We start from the raw sequence: 15,656 nt of genomic DNA, 5'->3' as shown, positions 1-15,656 counted from the left end.
GAAAGTCGTGTATCAGCGTCAGGCAATCGAAAGGAGTACGGAATGGGTTCAAGATTGCCCCGGCGCTATTGGCTCACCGGGGCCGGCAACGGAATCGGCGCTTCGTTGGCTGAAGCGATACTCGAGACAGGTGCATACCTGGCCGTCAGCTCACACTCGCCCCGCTCGGGCGAAACCCTTTCGGTACGTTATCCAGGACAAGTGCTGACCGTGCCCGGCAATTTGACCGACAGCCAGACCGTGCGCGAGATCGGTGAACAAATCACCCGGCAATGGGGTGCCCTGGATCAGGTGATTCTCAATGCTGGAACGACTGAGTACGTTGACGAACAGCATACTGACCACACATTGATCGAGCATATCGTGCGCAGTAACCTGCTGGCCGCCAGTTTCTGCATCGAAGTGGCCATGCCCTTGTTGCGCGCCGGAAGCAAACCTCATCTGGTGGGTATTGCCAGCCCGGCGACGTATCTGCCGCCCTCGAAAATCGAAGCAGGTGGAAGCGGGATGCGCCATCTGTTCGAATCGACTCGGGCAGAGCTGACATCTGCAGGCGTGGATGTGACATGGGTGCACCCTGGCTACGACGACCCATCACTGGGCCCCGACGATTGTTTCCCATTCCCGACCCACTGGTCGCCAGAAGAGGCGGCGCGGCATGTGCTGAAGCACTTGGTCGAACGCCCCCTGGAAGTCGCGCTTCCCATCGCGTCCATGACCGCCCTGTGGCCCTTGCCTTCATCCACCGAAACCCTTCCGGCCGACATCGACTCATGCCTGGCAAAAAACGGCTATCCGATCAAGGGACGCCCCTGAGCCGCCGATTGCCTTACACTGCGCGCCATGAAAACCATCCCCCTCCATGAAATCCCGGCACCGGCCGTCACCTGCTCGACATGCGCGGCGTGCTGCTGCCAGTTGGAAGTGATGCTGATCACCGACACCGGGGTCCCGGAGCGTTTTATCGATACGGACGATTGGGGTGGGGAAGTGATGCTGCGGCTCGACGATGGCTGGTGCGCGGCCCTGGATCGCGACAGCATGATGTGCACCATCTACGAAAAGCGCCCGCTGATCTGCCGCGAGTTCGAGATGGGCGCGCCGGAATGCCTGGAAGAGCGCCAGGGCATTGCGACGGCGTATCGGTAGGCGAAAAAACCTGTGGGAGCGAGCTTGCTCGCGATAGCGGTAGGTCAGACAACTTCAAGGTGGCTGGTCTATCGCTATCGCGAGCAAGCTCGCTCCCACAATTGTTCAGGTGTTACAGCGGCATCGTGTAGTGCAGCGCGTAGCTTTCCACACCGTCGTTGGTCGACTTGATACCAGCGTTGGAGTAGTGAGTGGCGCGAATGCCCACTTCATGTCCGCCATTGAAGCGCAGGCCGAACCCGATGCGATCCTCGAATTGGAAGGCCGTTCCCAACTTGTTGCTTTCCACTTCGGTATTGGCGAACAGTGCAACGCCGACACCCGCCTCGATGTAAGGTTTCACGTTCTGGCCGGAAAATTCATACACAAACACGGGCGAGAACGACAGGCTATGGTTGCTGGACGTCTCGTCCCCTTCCCAATAGGTATAGGCGCCGCTCCAGTAGCCAGTCAGACGACCGACGTCACTTTGCAGCCAACTTTTGTCCCAGTCGAACTGCATGCCCAGGCGATAGGTCATGGTCGAGTCGCTAGTTTGTCCAACCCCAAACTCCACACCCGCCGCCTGAGCGGTGTAAGTGTGCCCCAGCAATGCAGCCGCAAACGCGGCAAAGCAGAATAAGCGCTTCATTAGAAACATCCTTTGCGAACAGACTTAGTTAGTTTAGTTACAAACAGACAAAGCTATAGAAATCCGCGGTAAAACAGAAGTTCAGCCCGTTTCACACAATTTTCACGTTTTTCTTACAGTTCGAAGCTTCGCACAACGCCAGACGAATGCCATAGCAGCGGTAGGATTTTTCTCAAATGTATCGGGTCTGCACTAGTCCAGAATTGCGTTTCATGGGGCGCCCCCTCTGCCAGCCACCCACGTTCGGCCAACAGGCGCTGAAGTTGCCGGGCCACGGCGGCGCCGGTGTCGATCAGGCTGATGTGCCTTGGGATCATGTCCTTGAGCAAAGGCTTGAGGAATGGGTAGTGGGTGCAGCCCAGGATCAGCGTATCGCAACCGGCTGCAAGCAACGGCTCGACGTAGTGTTGCAGCAGTTGATGCAGGGCCTGGCTGTGCAGGTCCCCCGCTTCGATCAACTCCACCAGGCCCGGGCACGGCTGGGTGATGACGCGCACATCGGTGGCGAAACGGTCGAGCAAGGCGGCGAATTTGGCGCTCTGCAAGGTGCCGGTGGTCGCCAGCACCCCGACGATACCGCTGCGGGTTGCGGCGGCCGCCGGCTTGACCGCCGGTTCCATGCCGACGATCGGCCAGCGGGGAAAATCGCGCCGCAGATCGGCGACCGCGGCCACCGTAGCGGTGTTGCAGGCAACCACCAACGCCTTGGCGCCCTGACTGAAGAGAAAGTCGGCAATGATCATGCTGCGCTGTCGGATGTATTCCGGGCTCTTCTCGCCGTAGGGAATGTGCCCACAGTCAGCCACGTACAGCAGCGACTCATTGGGCAGCAACTGACGGATCTCGCCCAGCACCGACAGCCCGCCGACGCCCGAGTCCAGCACGCCCACCGGTGCGTCATTCATGCGAGCCACCACAGACACTGCACCCCGGGTCGCGCTTGACCCGCAATTCGCGGAAACGCGTGCCCAGGGCGTCGATCAGCAATAGTCGTCCCACCAGCGGCTCGCCGAAACCGACCAGCAGCTTCAAGGCTTCAAGGGCTTGCAGACTGCCCACCAACCCCACCAGCGGCCCGATCACACCGGCTTCGCTACAGGTCAGCTCGGCTTCGCTGCCATGGCCGTAGAGGCAGTGGTAGCAAGGGCTTTCAGGGCGGCGCGGATCGAACACCGACAACTGCCCTTCCAGGCGAATCGCCGCGCCGCTGACCAGCGGCTTACCCGCCGCGACACAGGCTGCGTTCACCGCTTCGCGGGTCGAGAAATTGTCCGAGCAGTCGAGCACCACATCCACCGCCGCGACTGCTGCGGCCAGGCTGTCTTCGTCCATGGCGGCCCGGTGAGGCACCAACCGAACCTCGGGGTTGATCGCCCCCAGGCGCCGCATCGCCGAATCGACCTTGCTCAGGCCGACGCTGTCGGTGTCGTGAATGACCTGGCGTTGCAGGTTGGTCAGATCGACGCTGTCAAAATCCGCCAGGTGCATCTCACCCACGCCAGCCGCGGCCAGGTACAACGCCACCGGAGCGCCGAGCCCACCGAGGCCGATGATCAACACGCGGCTTTGCTTGAGACGCAATTGGCCGTCGATGTCGACGTGCTGCAACAGAATCTGCCGGCTGTAGCGCAACAGCTCCTGATCGTTCAGCACGGCAGGCACCCCAGGCTGATGCGCTCGTGACCGCCCAGGTCCTTGCGGCTGTGGACGTCAACAAACCCTTGGGCGCTCAGCAAGTCGCGCACCGCCTCGGCCTGGTCGTAACCATGCTCGAGCATCAGCCAGCCGCCCGGTTCGAGGTGCGCCGGCGCCTGGGCCACGATCTGGCGCAGATCATCGAGCCCGTCCGGCCCGGCCACCAAGGCACTGGCCGGTTCGAAACGCACGTCGCCCTCGGCCAGGTGCGGATCGCTGGCCGCGATGTACGGCGGGTTGCTGATGATCAACTGGAAACGCTCGCCTTCCAAAGCGCTGAACCAATGGCTGCTCAGCACCGTGACATTACGCAGGTCCAGGCGCTGGCGATTGCGTTCGGCCAGGGCCACGGCCTCCAGCACCCGGTCGACCGCCGTGACGTTCCAGGCCGCACGCTCACTGGCCAATGCCAGGGCAATCGCGCCGCTGCCGGTGCCCAGGTCCAGGACCCGGGCCGGTGTCGCGGGCAGCAAGGCCAGTGCGGTTTCCACCAGCAGCTCGGTGTCGGGACGCGGGATCAGCGTATGGGGTGCCACTTCCAGGTCGAGTTTCCAGAAACCCTGTTGCCCAAGGATGTAGGCCACCGGCTCGCCGGAGCGACGGCGACGCAGGTATTCGGAGAACAGCAACGCCGCCTCGCTGGGCACGATCCGCTCGGGCCAGGTGTGCAGGAAGCTGCGGGGCTTGCCCAGGGCAGCGGCCAGCAACAACTCGACATCCAGCCGTGGCGTGGGCGAATCCGGCAGCTCGGCGGCGCGTAACAGACTGGCGATGATGGTCATTTATTCACCTGTGCTTACTCGCCAATCGCCGCCAACTGGTCGGCCTGGTATTCGGCCAGCAATGGCTCGATGACCGCATCGACACCACCGGCCAGGATCTCGTCCAGGGAATACAGGGTCAGGTTGACGCGATGGTCGGTGACCCGGCCCTGGGCGAAGTTGTAGGTACGGATCCGTTCGGAACGATCGCCCGAGCCCACCAGCAATTTGCGTTCGCTGGCGATGGCATTGGCAGCGGCGCTGGTCTGCTGGTCGTTGAGCTTGGCCGACAACCAGGCCATGGCCCGCGCACGGTTCTTGTGCTGGGAACGCTCTTCCTGGCACTCGACCACGATACCCGAGGGCAAGTGCGTAATGCGGATCGCCGAGTCGGTCTTGTTGACGTGCTGGCCGCCCGCGCCGGAGGAACGGTACGTGTCGACCCGCAGGTCCGCCGGGTTGATCTCGATGGCTTCCTGCTCGTCCGGCTCGGGCAATACCGCCACGGTGCAGGCCGAGGTGTGGATGCGCCCCTGGGACTCGGTGGCCGGCACGCGCTGCACGCGGTGGGCGCCGGATTCGAACTTCAGCTTGCCGTAGACATTGTCGCCTTCGACCCGGGCGATGACTTCTTTATAGCCGCCGTGCTCGCCTTCGTTCTCCGACAGGATCTCCACGCGCCAACCGCGACGCTCGGCATAACGCGAATACATGCGGAACAGGTCGCCGGAAAAAATCGCCGCCTCGTCGCCGCCGGTGCCGGCACGGATCTCGAGGAACACGTTGCGCCCGTCGTTCGGGTCCTTGGGCAGCAGCATGCGCTGCAGGTTGCTTTCCAGTTCGAGCAACTGTTCCTTGGCTTCGCGCACTTCCTCCACGGCCATTTCGCGCATGTCCGGGTCGCTGTCCTTGAGCAGCGCCTGGGCGCCTTCGAGGTCGCCCTGCACTTTAAGCAGCTGTTTATAGGTGGCGACAATCGGCTCGACTTCCGCGTATTCCTTGGAATAGGTGCGGAATTTGTTCTGGTCGGCAATGACTTCGCCATCGCCCAGCAAGGCGGTCAATTCTTCGAAACGGTCCTGGAGGATGTCCAGTTTGTTGAGCAGCGACGCTTTCATTGCGGTTTTTTATCCGAAAAGCTATCCGGTGAGCCCTCACCGAGGGCAAAGAGTTCCTGGGCCATGGCCAGCGCATCGAGGCGGCCTTCGGCAGTCAGCTTCTTGAGCTGGACACTGGGGGCGTGGAGCAACTTGTTGGTCAGGCCGCGGGCCAGTTGCACCAGCACCTCTTCGGCACTGCCGCCGTTGGCCAGCAGGCGCTGGGCCTTTTGCAGCTCCTCGTCGCGCAGGCGTTCGCTCTGTTGACGATACGCCTTGAGCACATCCACTGCCGCCAGCTCGCGCAGGCGCACCATGAAGTCCTCGGCACCGACGCCGATCATCTCTTCCGCCGCCTGGGCTGCGCCCTGCCGGCTCTTGAGGTTTTCGGCCACCACCTCGTGCAGGTCGTCGACGCTATAGAGGTAAACGTCGTCCAGCTCGCCGACTTCCGGCTCGATGTCCCGGGGAACGGCGATGTCCACCATGAAAATCGGCTTGTGCTTGCGCAGCTTCAGGGCACTTTCCACGGCGCCCTTACCGAGGATCGGCAACTGGCTGGCGGTGGAACTGATGACGATGTCGCTGTGCACCAGTTCGGCGGGAATGTCCGACAGCAGCACCGCATGGGCACCGAACTGTTCGGCCAGGGTGCTGGCCCGCTCCAGGGTCCGGTTGGCGACGACAATGCGCTTCACACCCAGGTCGTGGAGATGGCGAGCGACCAGGGTGATGGTCTCGCCGGCGCCGATCAGCAGCGCCTGGCTGCGTTGCAAATCACTGAAAATCTGTTTCGCCAGGCTGACGGCGGCAAACGCCACGGACACCGGGTTCTCGCCGATGGCAGTGTCGGTGCGCACCTGCTTGGCGGCATTGAAGGTGGCCTGAAACAAGCGCCCCAGCAGCGGGCCGACGGTGCCAGCCTCACGGGCCACGGCGTAGGCCGATTTCATCTGGCCGAGAATCTGCGGCTCGCCCAGCACCAGCGAGTCGAGCCCCGAGGCGACGCGCATCATGTGACGAACGGCCGCATCGTCTTCGTGCACATAGGCACTGGCGCGCAGCTCTTCAAGGCTCAGGTTGTGATATTCGGCCAGCCAGCGCAGCACTGAATCGGCCGAAACATGATCCTGTTCTATATAAAGCTCACTGCGATTGCAGGTGGAGAGGATCGCAGCTTCGCGGCTGTCGGTGAGTCGGCAGAGCTGCTGCAGGGCCTCAACCAGCTGCTCAGGCGTAAAGGCCACGCGCTCGCGGACGTCTACTGAAGCAGTCTTGTGGTTAATACCGAGTGCAAGGAAGGCCATTCAAGGTCGCTGATGGTGACGTGAAGCCGGCAATTGTCCTACTTCGTCAGATTCAGAACAACCACTCGATCTCTATCGCCCTGCCCTGGGTTGTAAATCGACGGGGCGGTTATGTTTGACCCAAGGCTTGTGTCATGATGATCCGACCGCAGGTTAGTCGTCCTCTTCCTATATGAATAGATCTTCCGCGTTGCTCCTCGCCCTTGCCTTGCTCAGCGGCTGCCAGTCCATGGCCCCCGTTTCGACGGACGGTACGCCGCCAGTCGAAGACAGCGTGCAGGCCCCTGAAAAACCCAAGGTCTATGGCTCGTTCAGCGAAGAAACCATCTTCAGCCTGTTGAGCGCCGAACTGGCAGGCCAGCGCAATCGCTTCGACATTGCGCTGGACAACTACGTGACCCAGGCCATCAATACCCAGGACCCGGGCATCTCCGAACGGGCGTTTCGCATTGCCGAATACCTCGGCGCCGACCAGCCCGCGCTGGATACCGCGCTCATCTGGGCCAGGAATGCCCCCGATGACCTGGAAGCGCAGCGCGCCGCCGCCGTGCAACTGGCCCGGGCCGGGCGTTACGACGACTCCATGGTCTATATGGAGAAAGTCCTGCTGGGCAAGGGCGACACCCATTTCGACTTCCTGGCGCTGTCCGCCGCCGACACCGACCAGGAAACCCGCAACGGCCTGATGAAAAGCTTCGATCGCCTGTTGCAGCGCCACCCGAATAACGGCCAGCTGATTTTCGGCAAGGCCCTGCTGCTGCAACAGGATGGCGACACCCAGGGCGCCCTCACCCTGCTGGAAGACAACCCGCCGGAAGCCGGCGAAGTGGCGCCGATCCTGCTGCGCGCCCGCCTGCTGCAAGGCTTGAACCGCGGCGACGAAGCCTTGCCGCTGCTGGAAAAAAGCATCAAGAAGTACCCGGACGACAAACGCCTGCGCCTCACCTACGCCCGCATGCTGGTGGAAAACAACCGCATGGACGACGCCAAGGTGGAGTTCTCCAGCCTGGTCCAGCAATACCCGGAAGACGACGAGCTGCGCTATTCCCTGGCACTGGTCTGCCTGGAGGCCAAGGCTTGGGAAGAGGCCAAGGGTTACCTGGAAGACCTGATCGCCCGGGAAAGCCATGTCGACTCGGCCCATTTGAACCTGGGTCGCATCGCCGAGGAACGCAACGACCCCGAGAGCGCACTGATCGAGTACGCCCAGGTCGGCCCGGGCAACGACTATCTGCCGGCGCAGTTGCGCCAGGCCGATATCCTGATCAGCAATGGCAAGACCGCCGATGCCCAGAGCCGCCTCGCGGTACAACGCGACTCCCAGCCGGACTACGGCATCCAGCTGTACCTGATCGAAGCCGAAACCCTGTCGGCCAACAATCAGGGCGACAAGGCCTGGAACGTACTGCAGCAAGCCTTGAAGCAGTACCCGGACGATCTGAACCTGTTGTATACCCGCGCCATGCTGGCGGAAAAACGCAATGACCTGGCCCAGATGGAAAAGGACCTGCGCCTGATCATCCAGCGTGACCCGGACAACGCCATGGCCCTCAATGCCCTGGGCTACACCTTGTCGGATCGCACCACCCGTTATGACGAAGCCAAGCTGCTGATCGAACAGGCTCACCAGATCAATCCGGAAGACCCGGCGGTACTCGACAGCCTTGGCTGGGTGAATTTCCGCCTGGGCAATCTCGACGAAGCCGAACGCCTGTTGCGCCAGGCCCTGGAGCGCTTTCCCGACCAGGAAGTCGCCGCTCACCTGGGCGAGGTCCTGTGGGCCAACGGCAAACAACGCGAAGCCCGGCAGATCTGGAGCCGATTCCTCAAGGATCAGCCGGACAGCCCTATCCTGCGCAGCACCATCAAACGCCTGACCGGATCCGAGACCCTTTAAGATTATGTTTTTGCGCCATCTCATCGTTTTCAGCTTCATTGCCTTGCTCGCCGGTTGTGCGGGCTTCGGCGCCCGTGAATCCGTCCAGGGCCAGGGCAACCAGGCCCAGTGGCGCGAGCACAAGCAACAACTGAGCGGCCTCGACGGCTGGCAGATCGACGGCAAGATCGGCATCCGCGCCCCGAAAGACTCGGGCAGCGGCACGCTGTTCTGGCTGCAACGCCAGGACTACTACGACATTCGCCTGTCGGGCCCACTGGGTCGCGGCGCGGCCCGCCTGACTGGCCGGCCGGGCCAGGTTTCCCTGGAAGTCGCCAATCAGGGACGCTACGAGGCCCCGAGCCCCGAAGTGCTGCTGGAAGAGCAACTGGGCTGGAAACTGCCGGTTTCCCACCTGACCTGGTGGGTCCGCGGGCTGCCAGCGCCGGACAGTAAAAGTCGCCTGACCCTCGATGCCGACAGCCGCCTGTCCAACCTGGAACAGGATGACTGGCAGATCGAATACCTCAGCTATGCCCAGCAGAACGGCTACTGGCTGCCCGAACGCATCAAATTGCACGGCAGCAACCTCGACGTCACGCTGGTGATCAAGCAATGGCAGCCGCGCAAGCTGGGGCAATGACATGACCGCTGCACGCCTGACCCTGCCCTCCCCGGCCAAGCTCAACCTGATGCTGCACATCCTCGGCCGTCGTCCGGACGGCTACCACGAGTTGCAGACGATCTTCCAGTTCCTGGACTACGGCGACGACATCACCTTCGCCGTGCGCGACGACGGCGTGATTCATCTGCACACCGAGTTCGAAGGCGTGCCCCACGACAGCAACCTGATCGTCAAGGCCGCGAAACGACTCCAGGCGCAATCCGGTTGTACGCTGGGCATCGATATCTGGATCGAAAAAATCCTGCCCATGGGCGGCGGCATCGGTGGCGGCAGCTCGAATGCGGCGACGACTTTGTTGGGCCTCAACCATTTGTGGCAGCTTGGCTGGGACATCGATCGCCTGGCGGCCCTGGGCCTGACGCTGGGCGCCGACGTGCCGGTTTTCGTGCGTGGCCACGCCGCTTTCGCCGAGGGCGTCGGGGAAAAACTCACCCCAGTGGAACCCGAGGAACCCTGGTACTTGGTGCTGGTGCCGCAAGTATCTGTAAGTACAGCAGAAATTTTTTCAGATCCACTGTTGACACGTAACTCTCCTCCCATTAAAGTGCGCCCCGTTCCCAAGGGAAACAGTCGAAATGACTGCTTACCGGTGGTAGCAAGGCGTTATCCAGATGTTCGTAACGCTTTGAATTTGTTAGGTAAATTTACCGAAGCAAAACTCACCGGAACTGGAAGTTGTGTGTTTGGGGGCTTCCCAAGCAAAGCTGAAGCTGATAAAGTCTCGGCCCTTCTTACAGAGACCCTTACAGGGTTTGTAGCAAAAGGAAGCAACGTTTCGATGTTGCATCGCAAGCTGCAAGACCTGCTCTAAAAGGAATCGAGTGCTGGGCACTCGCAGCAACAGATACAGGGGCGTCGCCAAGCGGTAAGGCAGCAGGTTTTGATCCTGCCATGCGTTGGTTCGAATCCAGCCGCCCCTGCCATTTTCCTATACTCATCCAGGTATACCCTCAGCCTTCAGGTACTGCGCGTGTCCAAGATGATGGTCTTTACGGGGAACGCCAACCCCGATCTGGCTCGGCGTGTCGTACGTCAGCTGCATATCCCTCTCGGTGACATTTCTGTCGGTAAATTTTCCGACGGCGAAATCACTGCCGAGATCAATGAAAACGTTCGCGGTAAAGACGTCTTCATTATTCAGCCGACTTGCGCTCCGACCAACGATAACCTGATGGAACTCGTCGTGATGGCTGATGCCTTCCGCCGTTCCTCGGCTACTCGTATCACTGCTGTTATTCCTTACTTTGGTTATGCCCGTCAGGATCGCCGTCCGCGTTCCGCACGTGTGGCCATCAGCGCGAAAGTCGTGGCTGATATGCTCACCGTAGTCGGCATCGACCGTGTCCTCACGGTTGATCTGCATGCTGACCAGATTCAGGGTTTCTTCGATATTCCCGTGGATAACATCTACGGCTCCCCCGTACTGGTGGATGATATTGAAGACCAGCGCTTCGAAAACCTGATGATCGTGTCCCCGGACATTGGCGGCGTCGTGCGTGCACGAGCTGTTGCCAAATCCTTGGGCGTGGATCTGGGTATCATCGACAAACGCCGTGAGAAAGCCAATCACTCCGAAGTGATGCATATCATCGGCGACGTCGAAGGGCGCACCTGTATCCTGGTCGATGACATGGTCGATACCGCCGGCACCCTGTGCCACGCGGCCAAGGCCCTGAAAGAGCATGGCGCTGCCAAGGTCTTTGCCTACTGCACACACCCTGTGCTGTCGGGTCGGGCAATCGAGAACATTGAAAATTCCGTGCTGGACGAGCTGGTGGTGACCAATACCATTCCGCTGTCCGCTGCAGCACAAGCCTGTGCGCGTATCCGTCAACTGGATATCGCACCGGTGGTTGCCGAAGCGGTTCGCCGCATCAGCAATGAAGAATCGATCAGCGCGATGTTCCGCTAAGGGCCCTGCCCTTCCCAGGACATCTCGTTGACGAAAAGCGCCCCGCCCCGACATCACCTGTCGGGGCGGGGCTTTTTTGCCCATACCGTGCCTGACGCTGGTCGCAAACGTCACTCGGTCATGGCTATTTTGGAGATACAACATGAACGATTTTACTCTGAATGCTGAAGTGCGTTCCGACCTGGGGAAAGGTGCGAGCCGCCGCCTGCGTCGTCTCGCAAGCCTGGTTCCAGCTGTAGTCTACGGTGGCGACAAAGCCCCTGAGTCCATCAGCATGCTGGCCAAAGAAGTTGCCAAACTGCTCGAAAACGAAGCGGCCTACAGCCACATCATCGAGCTGAACGTTGGCGGCACCAAGCAAAACGTCGTGATCAAAGCCCTGCAGCGTCACCCGGCCAAAGGCCACGTGATGCACGCTGACTTCGTCCGCGTTGTTGCCGGTCAGAAGCTGACTGCTGTTGTTCCAGTGCACTTCATCAACGAAGCTGCTCCGGTCAAGAAAGGCGGCGAGATCTCGCACGTGACTTCCGAGCTGGAAGTTTCCTGCCTGCCGAAAGACCTGCCTGAATTCATCGAAGTCGACCTGGCTGACGCCGAAGTCGGCACGATCATTCACCTGTCCGACCTCAAAGCTCCTAAAGGCGTTGAGTTTGTTGCTCTGGCACACGGCGATGACAAGGCTGTTGCCAACGTCCACGCTCCACGTGTTGCTCCAGAAGCCACTGAAGAAGGCGCTGCAGAGTAATTTCACTCTGTCGCCGGAGTGACCGGAAACATCGCGGACTGGAACGTAGCGAGACAGCGGGCGAGAACGCGAAGTTTACTTAACGGTAAATCCGCCATTTTCGTCCACTGTCGCAACACCGCCTGATTGCGACATCGTTATCCACACTCCAGGAAGGGCCCCTATCGTGACTGCCATTAAACTGATCGTTGGCCTGGGAAATCCAGGCGCTGAATACGAACAGACCCGGCATAACGCAGGGGCCCTTTTTGTTGAGCGCATCGCGCACGCACAAGGCGTCAGCCTGGCGGCCGATCGCAAGTATTTCGGCCTGACCGGGCGCTTCTCGCACCAGGGTCAGGATGTTCGCCTGTTGATTCCCACCACCTACATGAACCGCAGCGGCCAGGCCGTGGCGGCATTGGCCGGTTTCTTTCGCATCAAGCCTGAAGAAATCCTGGTGGCCCACGACGAACTCGACCTGCCTCCGGGCGTTGCCAAGCTCAAGCAAGGCGGCGGTCATGGCGGTCACAACGGGTTGCGCGACATCATCGCGCAACTGGGTAATCAGAATACCTTTCACCGCCTGCGGCTTGGCATCGGCCACCCGGGCGTTGCCAGTATGGTTTCTAACTTTGTCCTGGGTCGTGCGCCTCGCGCCGAACAGGAAAAACTCGATGCCAGCATCGACTTTGCCCTCGGCGTGCTGCCGGATATTCTCGCCGGTGAATGGAACCGCGCGATGAAAAACCTGCACAGCCAGAAGGCCTGACACTTATCCGAGGGGAAACACCATGGGATTCAATTGCGGCATCGTCGGCCTGCCTAACGTCGGCAAGTCCACCCTGTTCAACGCCCTGACCAAATCCGGTATCGCGGCCGAGAACTTCCCCTTCTGCACCATCGAGCCGAACAGCGGCATCGTGCCGATGCCCGATCCGCGCCTGGAAGCCTTGGCGGCTATCGTCAACCCCAAGCGCATCCTGCCGACCACCATGGAATTCGTCGACATCGCAGGCCTGGTGGCTGGCGCGTCGAAAGGCGAAGGCCTGGGCAACAAGTTCCTGGCCAACATCCGTGAAACCGATGCCATCGCCCACGTGGTGCGCTGCTTCGAAGACGAGAACGTGATTCACGTCTCCAACAGCGTCGACCCGAAACGCGACATCGAAATCATCGACCTGGAACTGATTTTCGCCGACCTCGACAGCTGCGAAAAACAACTGCAGAAAGTTGCCCGCAACGCCAAGGGCGGCGACAAGGACGCGGTCGTCCAGAAAGGCCTGCTGGAACAATTGATCGCCCACTTCACCGAAGGCAAGCCTGCACGCAGCCTGATGAAGAACATGAGCACCGACGAGAAGCTGGTGATCAAGGGCTTCCACCTGTTGACCACCAAACCGGTCATGTACATCGCCAACGTCGCTGAAGACGGTTTCGAGAACAACCCGCACCTGGATGTGGTCAAGGCCATTGCCGAAGAAGAAGGCGCCATGGTCGTTCCGGTCTGCAACAAGATCGAAGCGGAAATCGCCGAGCTGGACGACGGTGAAGAGAAAGACATGTTCCTCGAGGCCCTGGGCCTGGAAGAGCCTGGCCTGAACCGCGTGATCCGCGCCGGCTACGAGATGCTCCACCTGCAGACCTACTTCACCGCCGGTGTCGAAGAAGTGCGCGCCTGGACCGTCCGCGTGGGTGCCACCGCACCGCAAGCCGCCGGTGTGATCCACACCGACTTCGAAAAAGGCTTCATCCGTGCCGAAGTCATCGCCTACTCGGATTTCATCCAGTACAAGGGCGAAGCGGGCGCCAAGGAAGCCGGCAAGTGGCGTCTGGAAGGCAAGGAATACATCGTCAAGGATGGCGACGTGATGCACTTCCGTTTTAACGTCTAACCCGCCACGCCGCTCCACGCAGCATCCAAAAAGCCCCGTTATCGCCCCGCGATGCGGGGCTTTTGCGTTGGAGCATCTCGTTGCAATTCAGAACCGTCCGATATCAATCCGTCGCCCGCCTCCCCCTGGGCTTCGTTTGCTTGAATAACTGGCCTGCCCAAATAACGTGTAACGGCCCATTCGCAGGCGTGCTCAAATGACCAGCCGCCGGTTTGCCGTCCCATCAGTTTGTGTCACAGGCAGCGGGTTATTCATCAGTGTCACATGATAAAGGAAGCATCATGGCAAACCCCTACCGCGAACTTTTCTCCGCCCCGGGCGCCATCGGGCTAGTGATTACGAGCGCCATTGCCCGTCTGCCACAGGCAATGATCGGCATTGGCATCATCACCATGCTGGTGCAGCAGACAGGACTTTATTGGCTGGCAGGCGCGGTCGCCGGTACTTATACCCTGGCGACTGCGCTTATCGGTCCGCAAGTATCGAAACTCGTCGACCGGCGGGGGCAACGCCAGGTTCTGCCGCCTTTGGCGGCCTTCAGCACCAGTATGCTGCTCGCGCTGATCATTGCCGTGTATATGAGCGCTCCGGTCACACTACTGTTCATTCTCGCGGCATTGGCGGGCACGATGCCAAGCATGCCCGCCATGATAAGGGCACGCTGGATACAACTTTTCCGGGGCAAGCCACAGCTACACACAGCCTTTTCCCTGGATACCGTTATAACTGAACTGGCCTTTGTCATCGGCCCACCACTTGCCATTGGTTTGAGCATCAGTTTTTTCGCCCAAGCCGGGCCCCTTGCTGCGGTCTTGTTGTTGATGGTCGGCGTGACGGCGTTTCTCATGCAGCGGCAGACGGAACCGAAGGTGGTCGTGGGCACGGCGAGGAGCACTGGGTCGACCTTGCTTATCCCCGGCGTTCCTACCATCGTGCTAGCACTGTTGGCGATGGGCGTCATTGGAGGATCCGTTGACGTGGCGGTTGTCGCCTTCGCCAACGCACAGGGCTGGCCGGCGTCCGCCAGCTTCATCCTGGCAACCTATGCCCTCGGCTCACTGATCGCAGGCCTGACGTTCGGTGCCTTAAGGGCTTCCAGGCCGATTGATCAGCAGTTTTTTATCGGGGCGCTGGTAACGGCGGTCACTGCTGTGTTGCCCATTCTTTCACCGAACGTCTATGTCCTTTCCGGAATGCTATTTTTGGCAGGCATGTCGTTTGCGCCAACGATGGTCATCATCATGAATCTCGGTACGATGATTGTTCCGCCTTCCAGGATCACCGAAGGGTTTACGTGGATGTCGACCGGCGTCAGCATCGGCGTAGCGCTCGGCGGCGTATTGGCGGGCTTGGTCATCGACGCCTGTGGCGCCCAGGCAGGGTTCGGCGTCGCGATTGTCGCGGGCCTGGCCATGGTGCTGATAGTGCTTCTAGGGCTGCGTACACTGCGCACTTCGTCTGCAACTGGTCACGAAATCACCTTCCAGTGATGTGCATGACTGGACTTGATGCATGCCTCGATTTCCAGAATCCATTCAGTGTGGCCGCCACTCGGTGCCTCGCTAGGGCTCGGCATGCCCTCACTCCGGCATTTATGTAACTGAACCACCGTCATCGCGAGCAAGCTCGCTCCCACACTGGATCGGGAACGATCTACAGATTTGCGGCCACTGCAAATCCCTGTGGGAGCAAAGCTTGCTCGCGATAGCAGTGGATCAGCTTGCATCTGCGTTGAATGTACCCTCGCCTTCGCGAGCAAGCTCGCACGCATTGGGTCGCTGACGATCTACAGATTTTCGGCCACTGCAAATCCCTGTGGGAGCAAAGCTTGCTCGCGATAGCAGTGGATCAGCTTGCATCTGCGTTGAATGTACCCTCGCCTTCGCGAGCAAGCTCGCACGCATTGGGTCGCTGACGATCTACA

At 60.5% G+C, this 15,656-nt stretch carries 16 protein-coding genes and 1 tRNA gene; 11 read left to right on the top strand and 6 right to left on the bottom strand.

What is annotated here, in order from left to right:
• Positions 1-42 precede the first annotated feature (42 nt).
• Both IB266_RS19240 and IB266_RS19235 read left to right on the top strand, forming a co-directional pair.
• Positions 43-816: an SDR family NAD(P)-dependent oxidoreductase gene (locus tag IB266_RS19240; protein ID WP_192262114.1), complete on the top strand. Its 774-nt coding sequence runs from the start codon at positions 43-45 to the stop codon at positions 814-816.
• A 27-nt stretch (positions 817-843) separates the two neighbouring features.
• The gene (locus IB266_RS19235; RefSeq protein ID WP_060740657.1) at positions 844-1,149 is read left to right on the top strand and encodes a YkgJ family cysteine cluster protein; all 306 of its coding nucleotides are present in this window, start codon (positions 844-846) and stop codon (positions 1,147-1,149) included.
• Between the two features lie 112 nt (positions 1,150-1,261).
• Here IB266_RS19235 and IB266_RS19230 read toward each other — a convergent pair whose 3' ends face one another.
• From IB266_RS19230 to hemA, 6 genes are all read right to left on the bottom strand, one after another.
• Entirely contained in the window at positions 1,262-1,780 is a 519-nt protein-coding gene (locus IB266_RS19230) for an acyloxyacyl hydrolase (RefSeq protein WP_060740656.1), read from the bottom strand.
• Between the two features lie 113 nt (positions 1,781-1,893).
• Positions 1,894-2,685: a glutamate racemase gene (murI, locus tag IB266_RS19225; RefSeq protein ID WP_192262113.1), complete on the bottom strand. Its 792-nt coding sequence runs from the start codon at positions 2,683-2,685 to the stop codon at positions 1,894-1,896.
• A complete protein-coding gene (locus IB266_RS19220; RefSeq protein ID WP_060743134.1) occupies positions 2,678-3,433 on the bottom strand; it encodes a molybdopterin-synthase adenylyltransferase MoeB in 756 nt (251 codons plus the stop codon). The genes murI and IB266_RS19220 overlap by 8 nt, the downstream gene beginning before the upstream one ends.
• Positions 3,427-4,257, bottom strand: coding sequence for a peptide chain release factor N(5)-glutamine methyltransferase (gene prmC, locus IB266_RS19215; RefSeq protein WP_192262112.1), 831 nt, complete (start codon positions 4,255-4,257; stop codon positions 3,427-3,429). The genes IB266_RS19220 and prmC overlap by 7 nt, the downstream gene beginning before the upstream one ends.
• 14 nt (positions 4,258-4,271) lie before the next feature.
• Positions 4,272-5,354, bottom strand: coding sequence for a peptide chain release factor 1 (gene prfA, locus IB266_RS19210; protein WP_060740653.1), 1,083 nt, complete (start codon positions 5,352-5,354; stop codon positions 4,272-4,274).
• Positions 5,351-6,640, bottom strand: a complete 1,290-nt coding sequence (hemA, locus tag IB266_RS19205) for a glutamyl-tRNA reductase (protein ID WP_092172160.1) — start codon at positions 6,638-6,640, stop codon at positions 5,351-5,353. Before hemA ends, prfA begins: the two co-directional genes overlap by 4 nt.
• A 172-nt stretch (positions 6,641-6,812) precedes the next feature.
• Here hemA and IB266_RS19200 point away from each other — a divergent pair, with 172 nt between their 5' ends.
• The 9 genes from IB266_RS19200 (at position 6,813) to IB266_RS19160 (ending at position 15,222) form a co-directional block, all read left to right on the top strand.
• Positions 6,813-8,537, top strand: coding sequence for a tetratricopeptide repeat protein (locus IB266_RS19200; RefSeq protein WP_060740651.1), 1,725 nt, complete (start codon positions 6,813-6,815; stop codon positions 8,535-8,537).
• A 4-nt stretch (positions 8,538-8,541) separates the two neighbouring features.
• Positions 8,542-9,159: a lipoprotein insertase outer membrane protein LolB gene (lolB, locus tag IB266_RS19195; protein ID WP_192262111.1), complete on the top strand. Its 618-nt coding sequence runs from the start codon at positions 8,542-8,544 to the stop codon at positions 9,157-9,159.
• A 1-nt stretch (position 9,160) separates the two neighbouring features.
• Positions 9,161-10,012 (top strand): 4-(cytidine 5'-diphospho)-2-C-methyl-D-erythritol kinase, encoded by an 852-nt coding sequence (gene ispE, locus IB266_RS19190; RefSeq protein ID WP_192262110.1) that lies wholly within the window; start codon positions 9,161-9,163, stop codon positions 10,010-10,012.
• A gap of 37 nt (positions 10,013-10,049) precedes the next feature.
• A tRNA-Gln gene (locus IB266_RS19185) sits at positions 10,050-10,124 on the top strand.
• A 47-nt stretch (positions 10,125-10,171) separates the two neighbouring features.
• Positions 10,172-11,113 (top strand): ribose-phosphate pyrophosphokinase, encoded by a 942-nt coding sequence (locus IB266_RS19180; protein ID WP_003171603.1) that lies wholly within the window; start codon positions 10,172-10,174, stop codon positions 11,111-11,113.
• Positions 11,114-11,255: 142 nt separating this feature from the next.
• Complete coding sequence (locus IB266_RS19175; protein WP_060740648.1) at positions 11,256-11,858, top strand: 50S ribosomal protein L25/general stress protein Ctc; 603 nt, start codon at positions 11,256-11,258, stop codon at positions 11,856-11,858.
• A 166-nt stretch (positions 11,859-12,024) separates the two neighbouring features.
• Positions 12,025-12,609 (top strand): aminoacyl-tRNA hydrolase, encoded by a 585-nt coding sequence (gene pth, locus IB266_RS19170; protein WP_003185374.1) that lies wholly within the window; start codon positions 12,025-12,027, stop codon positions 12,607-12,609.
• A 22-nt stretch (positions 12,610-12,631) separates the two neighbouring features.
• Complete coding sequence (gene ychF / locus IB266_RS19165; protein WP_060740647.1) at positions 12,632-13,732, top strand: redox-regulated ATPase YchF; 1,101 nt, start codon at positions 12,632-12,634, stop codon at positions 13,730-13,732.
• Positions 13,733-14,013: 281 nt separating this feature from the next.
• Positions 14,014-15,222 carry an MFS transporter gene (locus IB266_RS19160; protein ID WP_192262109.1) on the top strand — a complete coding sequence of 403 codons (1,209 nt, stop codon included), beginning with the start codon at positions 14,014-14,016 and terminating at the stop codon, positions 15,220-15,222.
• The last annotated feature ends 434 nt before the right edge of the window (positions 15,223-15,656 follow it).

The sequence above is a fragment of the Pseudomonas sp. Pdm06 genome, assembly GCF_014851795.1.
Lineage (GTDB): Bacteria > Pseudomonadota > Gammaproteobacteria > Pseudomonadales > Pseudomonadaceae > Aquipseudomonas > Aquipseudomonas fluorescens_AA.
The sequence above is the reverse complement of the archived record's forward strand: the minus strand, read 5'-3'. Positions and strand labels throughout refer to the sequence as shown.

Coding starts and splice junctions, on each gene's coding strand:
- IB266_RS19240 (WP_192262114.1), top strand. CDS start 43: ATGGGTTCAAGATTGCCCCGGCGCTATTGGCTCACCGGGGCCGGCAAC.
- IB266_RS19235 (WP_060740657.1), top strand. CDS start 844: ATGAAAACCATCCCCCTCCATGAAATCCCGGCACCGGCCGTCACCTGC.
- IB266_RS19230 (WP_060740656.1), bottom strand. CDS start 1,780: ATGAAGCGCTTATTCTGCTTTGCCGCGTTTGCGGCTGCATTGCTGGGG.
- murI (WP_192262113.1), bottom strand. CDS start 2,685: ATGAATGACGCACCGGTGGGCGTGCTGGACTCGGGCGTCGGCGGGCTG.
- prmC (WP_192262112.1), bottom strand. CDS start 4,257: ATGACCATCATCGCCAGTCTGTTACGCGCCGCCGAGCTGCCGGATTCG.
- prfA (WP_060740653.1), bottom strand. CDS start 5,354: ATGAAAGCGTCGCTGCTCAACAAACTGGACATCCTCCAGGACCGTTTC.
- hemA (WP_092172160.1), bottom strand. CDS start 6,640: ATGGCCTTCCTTGCACTCGGTATTAACCACAAGACTGCTTCAGTAGAC.
- IB266_RS19200 (WP_060740651.1), top strand. CDS start 6,813: ATGAATAGATCTTCCGCGTTGCTCCTCGCCCTTGCCTTGCTCAGCGGC.
- lolB (WP_192262111.1), top strand. CDS start 8,542: ATGTTTTTGCGCCATCTCATCGTTTTCAGCTTCATTGCCTTGCTCGCC.
- ispE (WP_192262110.1), top strand. CDS start 9,161: ATGACCGCTGCACGCCTGACCCTGCCCTCCCCGGCCAAGCTCAACCTG.
- IB266_RS19175 (WP_060740648.1), top strand. CDS start 11,256: ATGAACGATTTTACTCTGAATGCTGAAGTGCGTTCCGACCTGGGGAAA.
- ychF (WP_060740647.1), top strand. CDS start 12,632: ATGGGATTCAATTGCGGCATCGTCGGCCTGCCTAACGTCGGCAAGTCC.
- IB266_RS19160 (WP_192262109.1), top strand. CDS start 14,014: ATGGCAAACCCCTACCGCGAACTTTTCTCCGCCCCGGGCGCCATCGGG.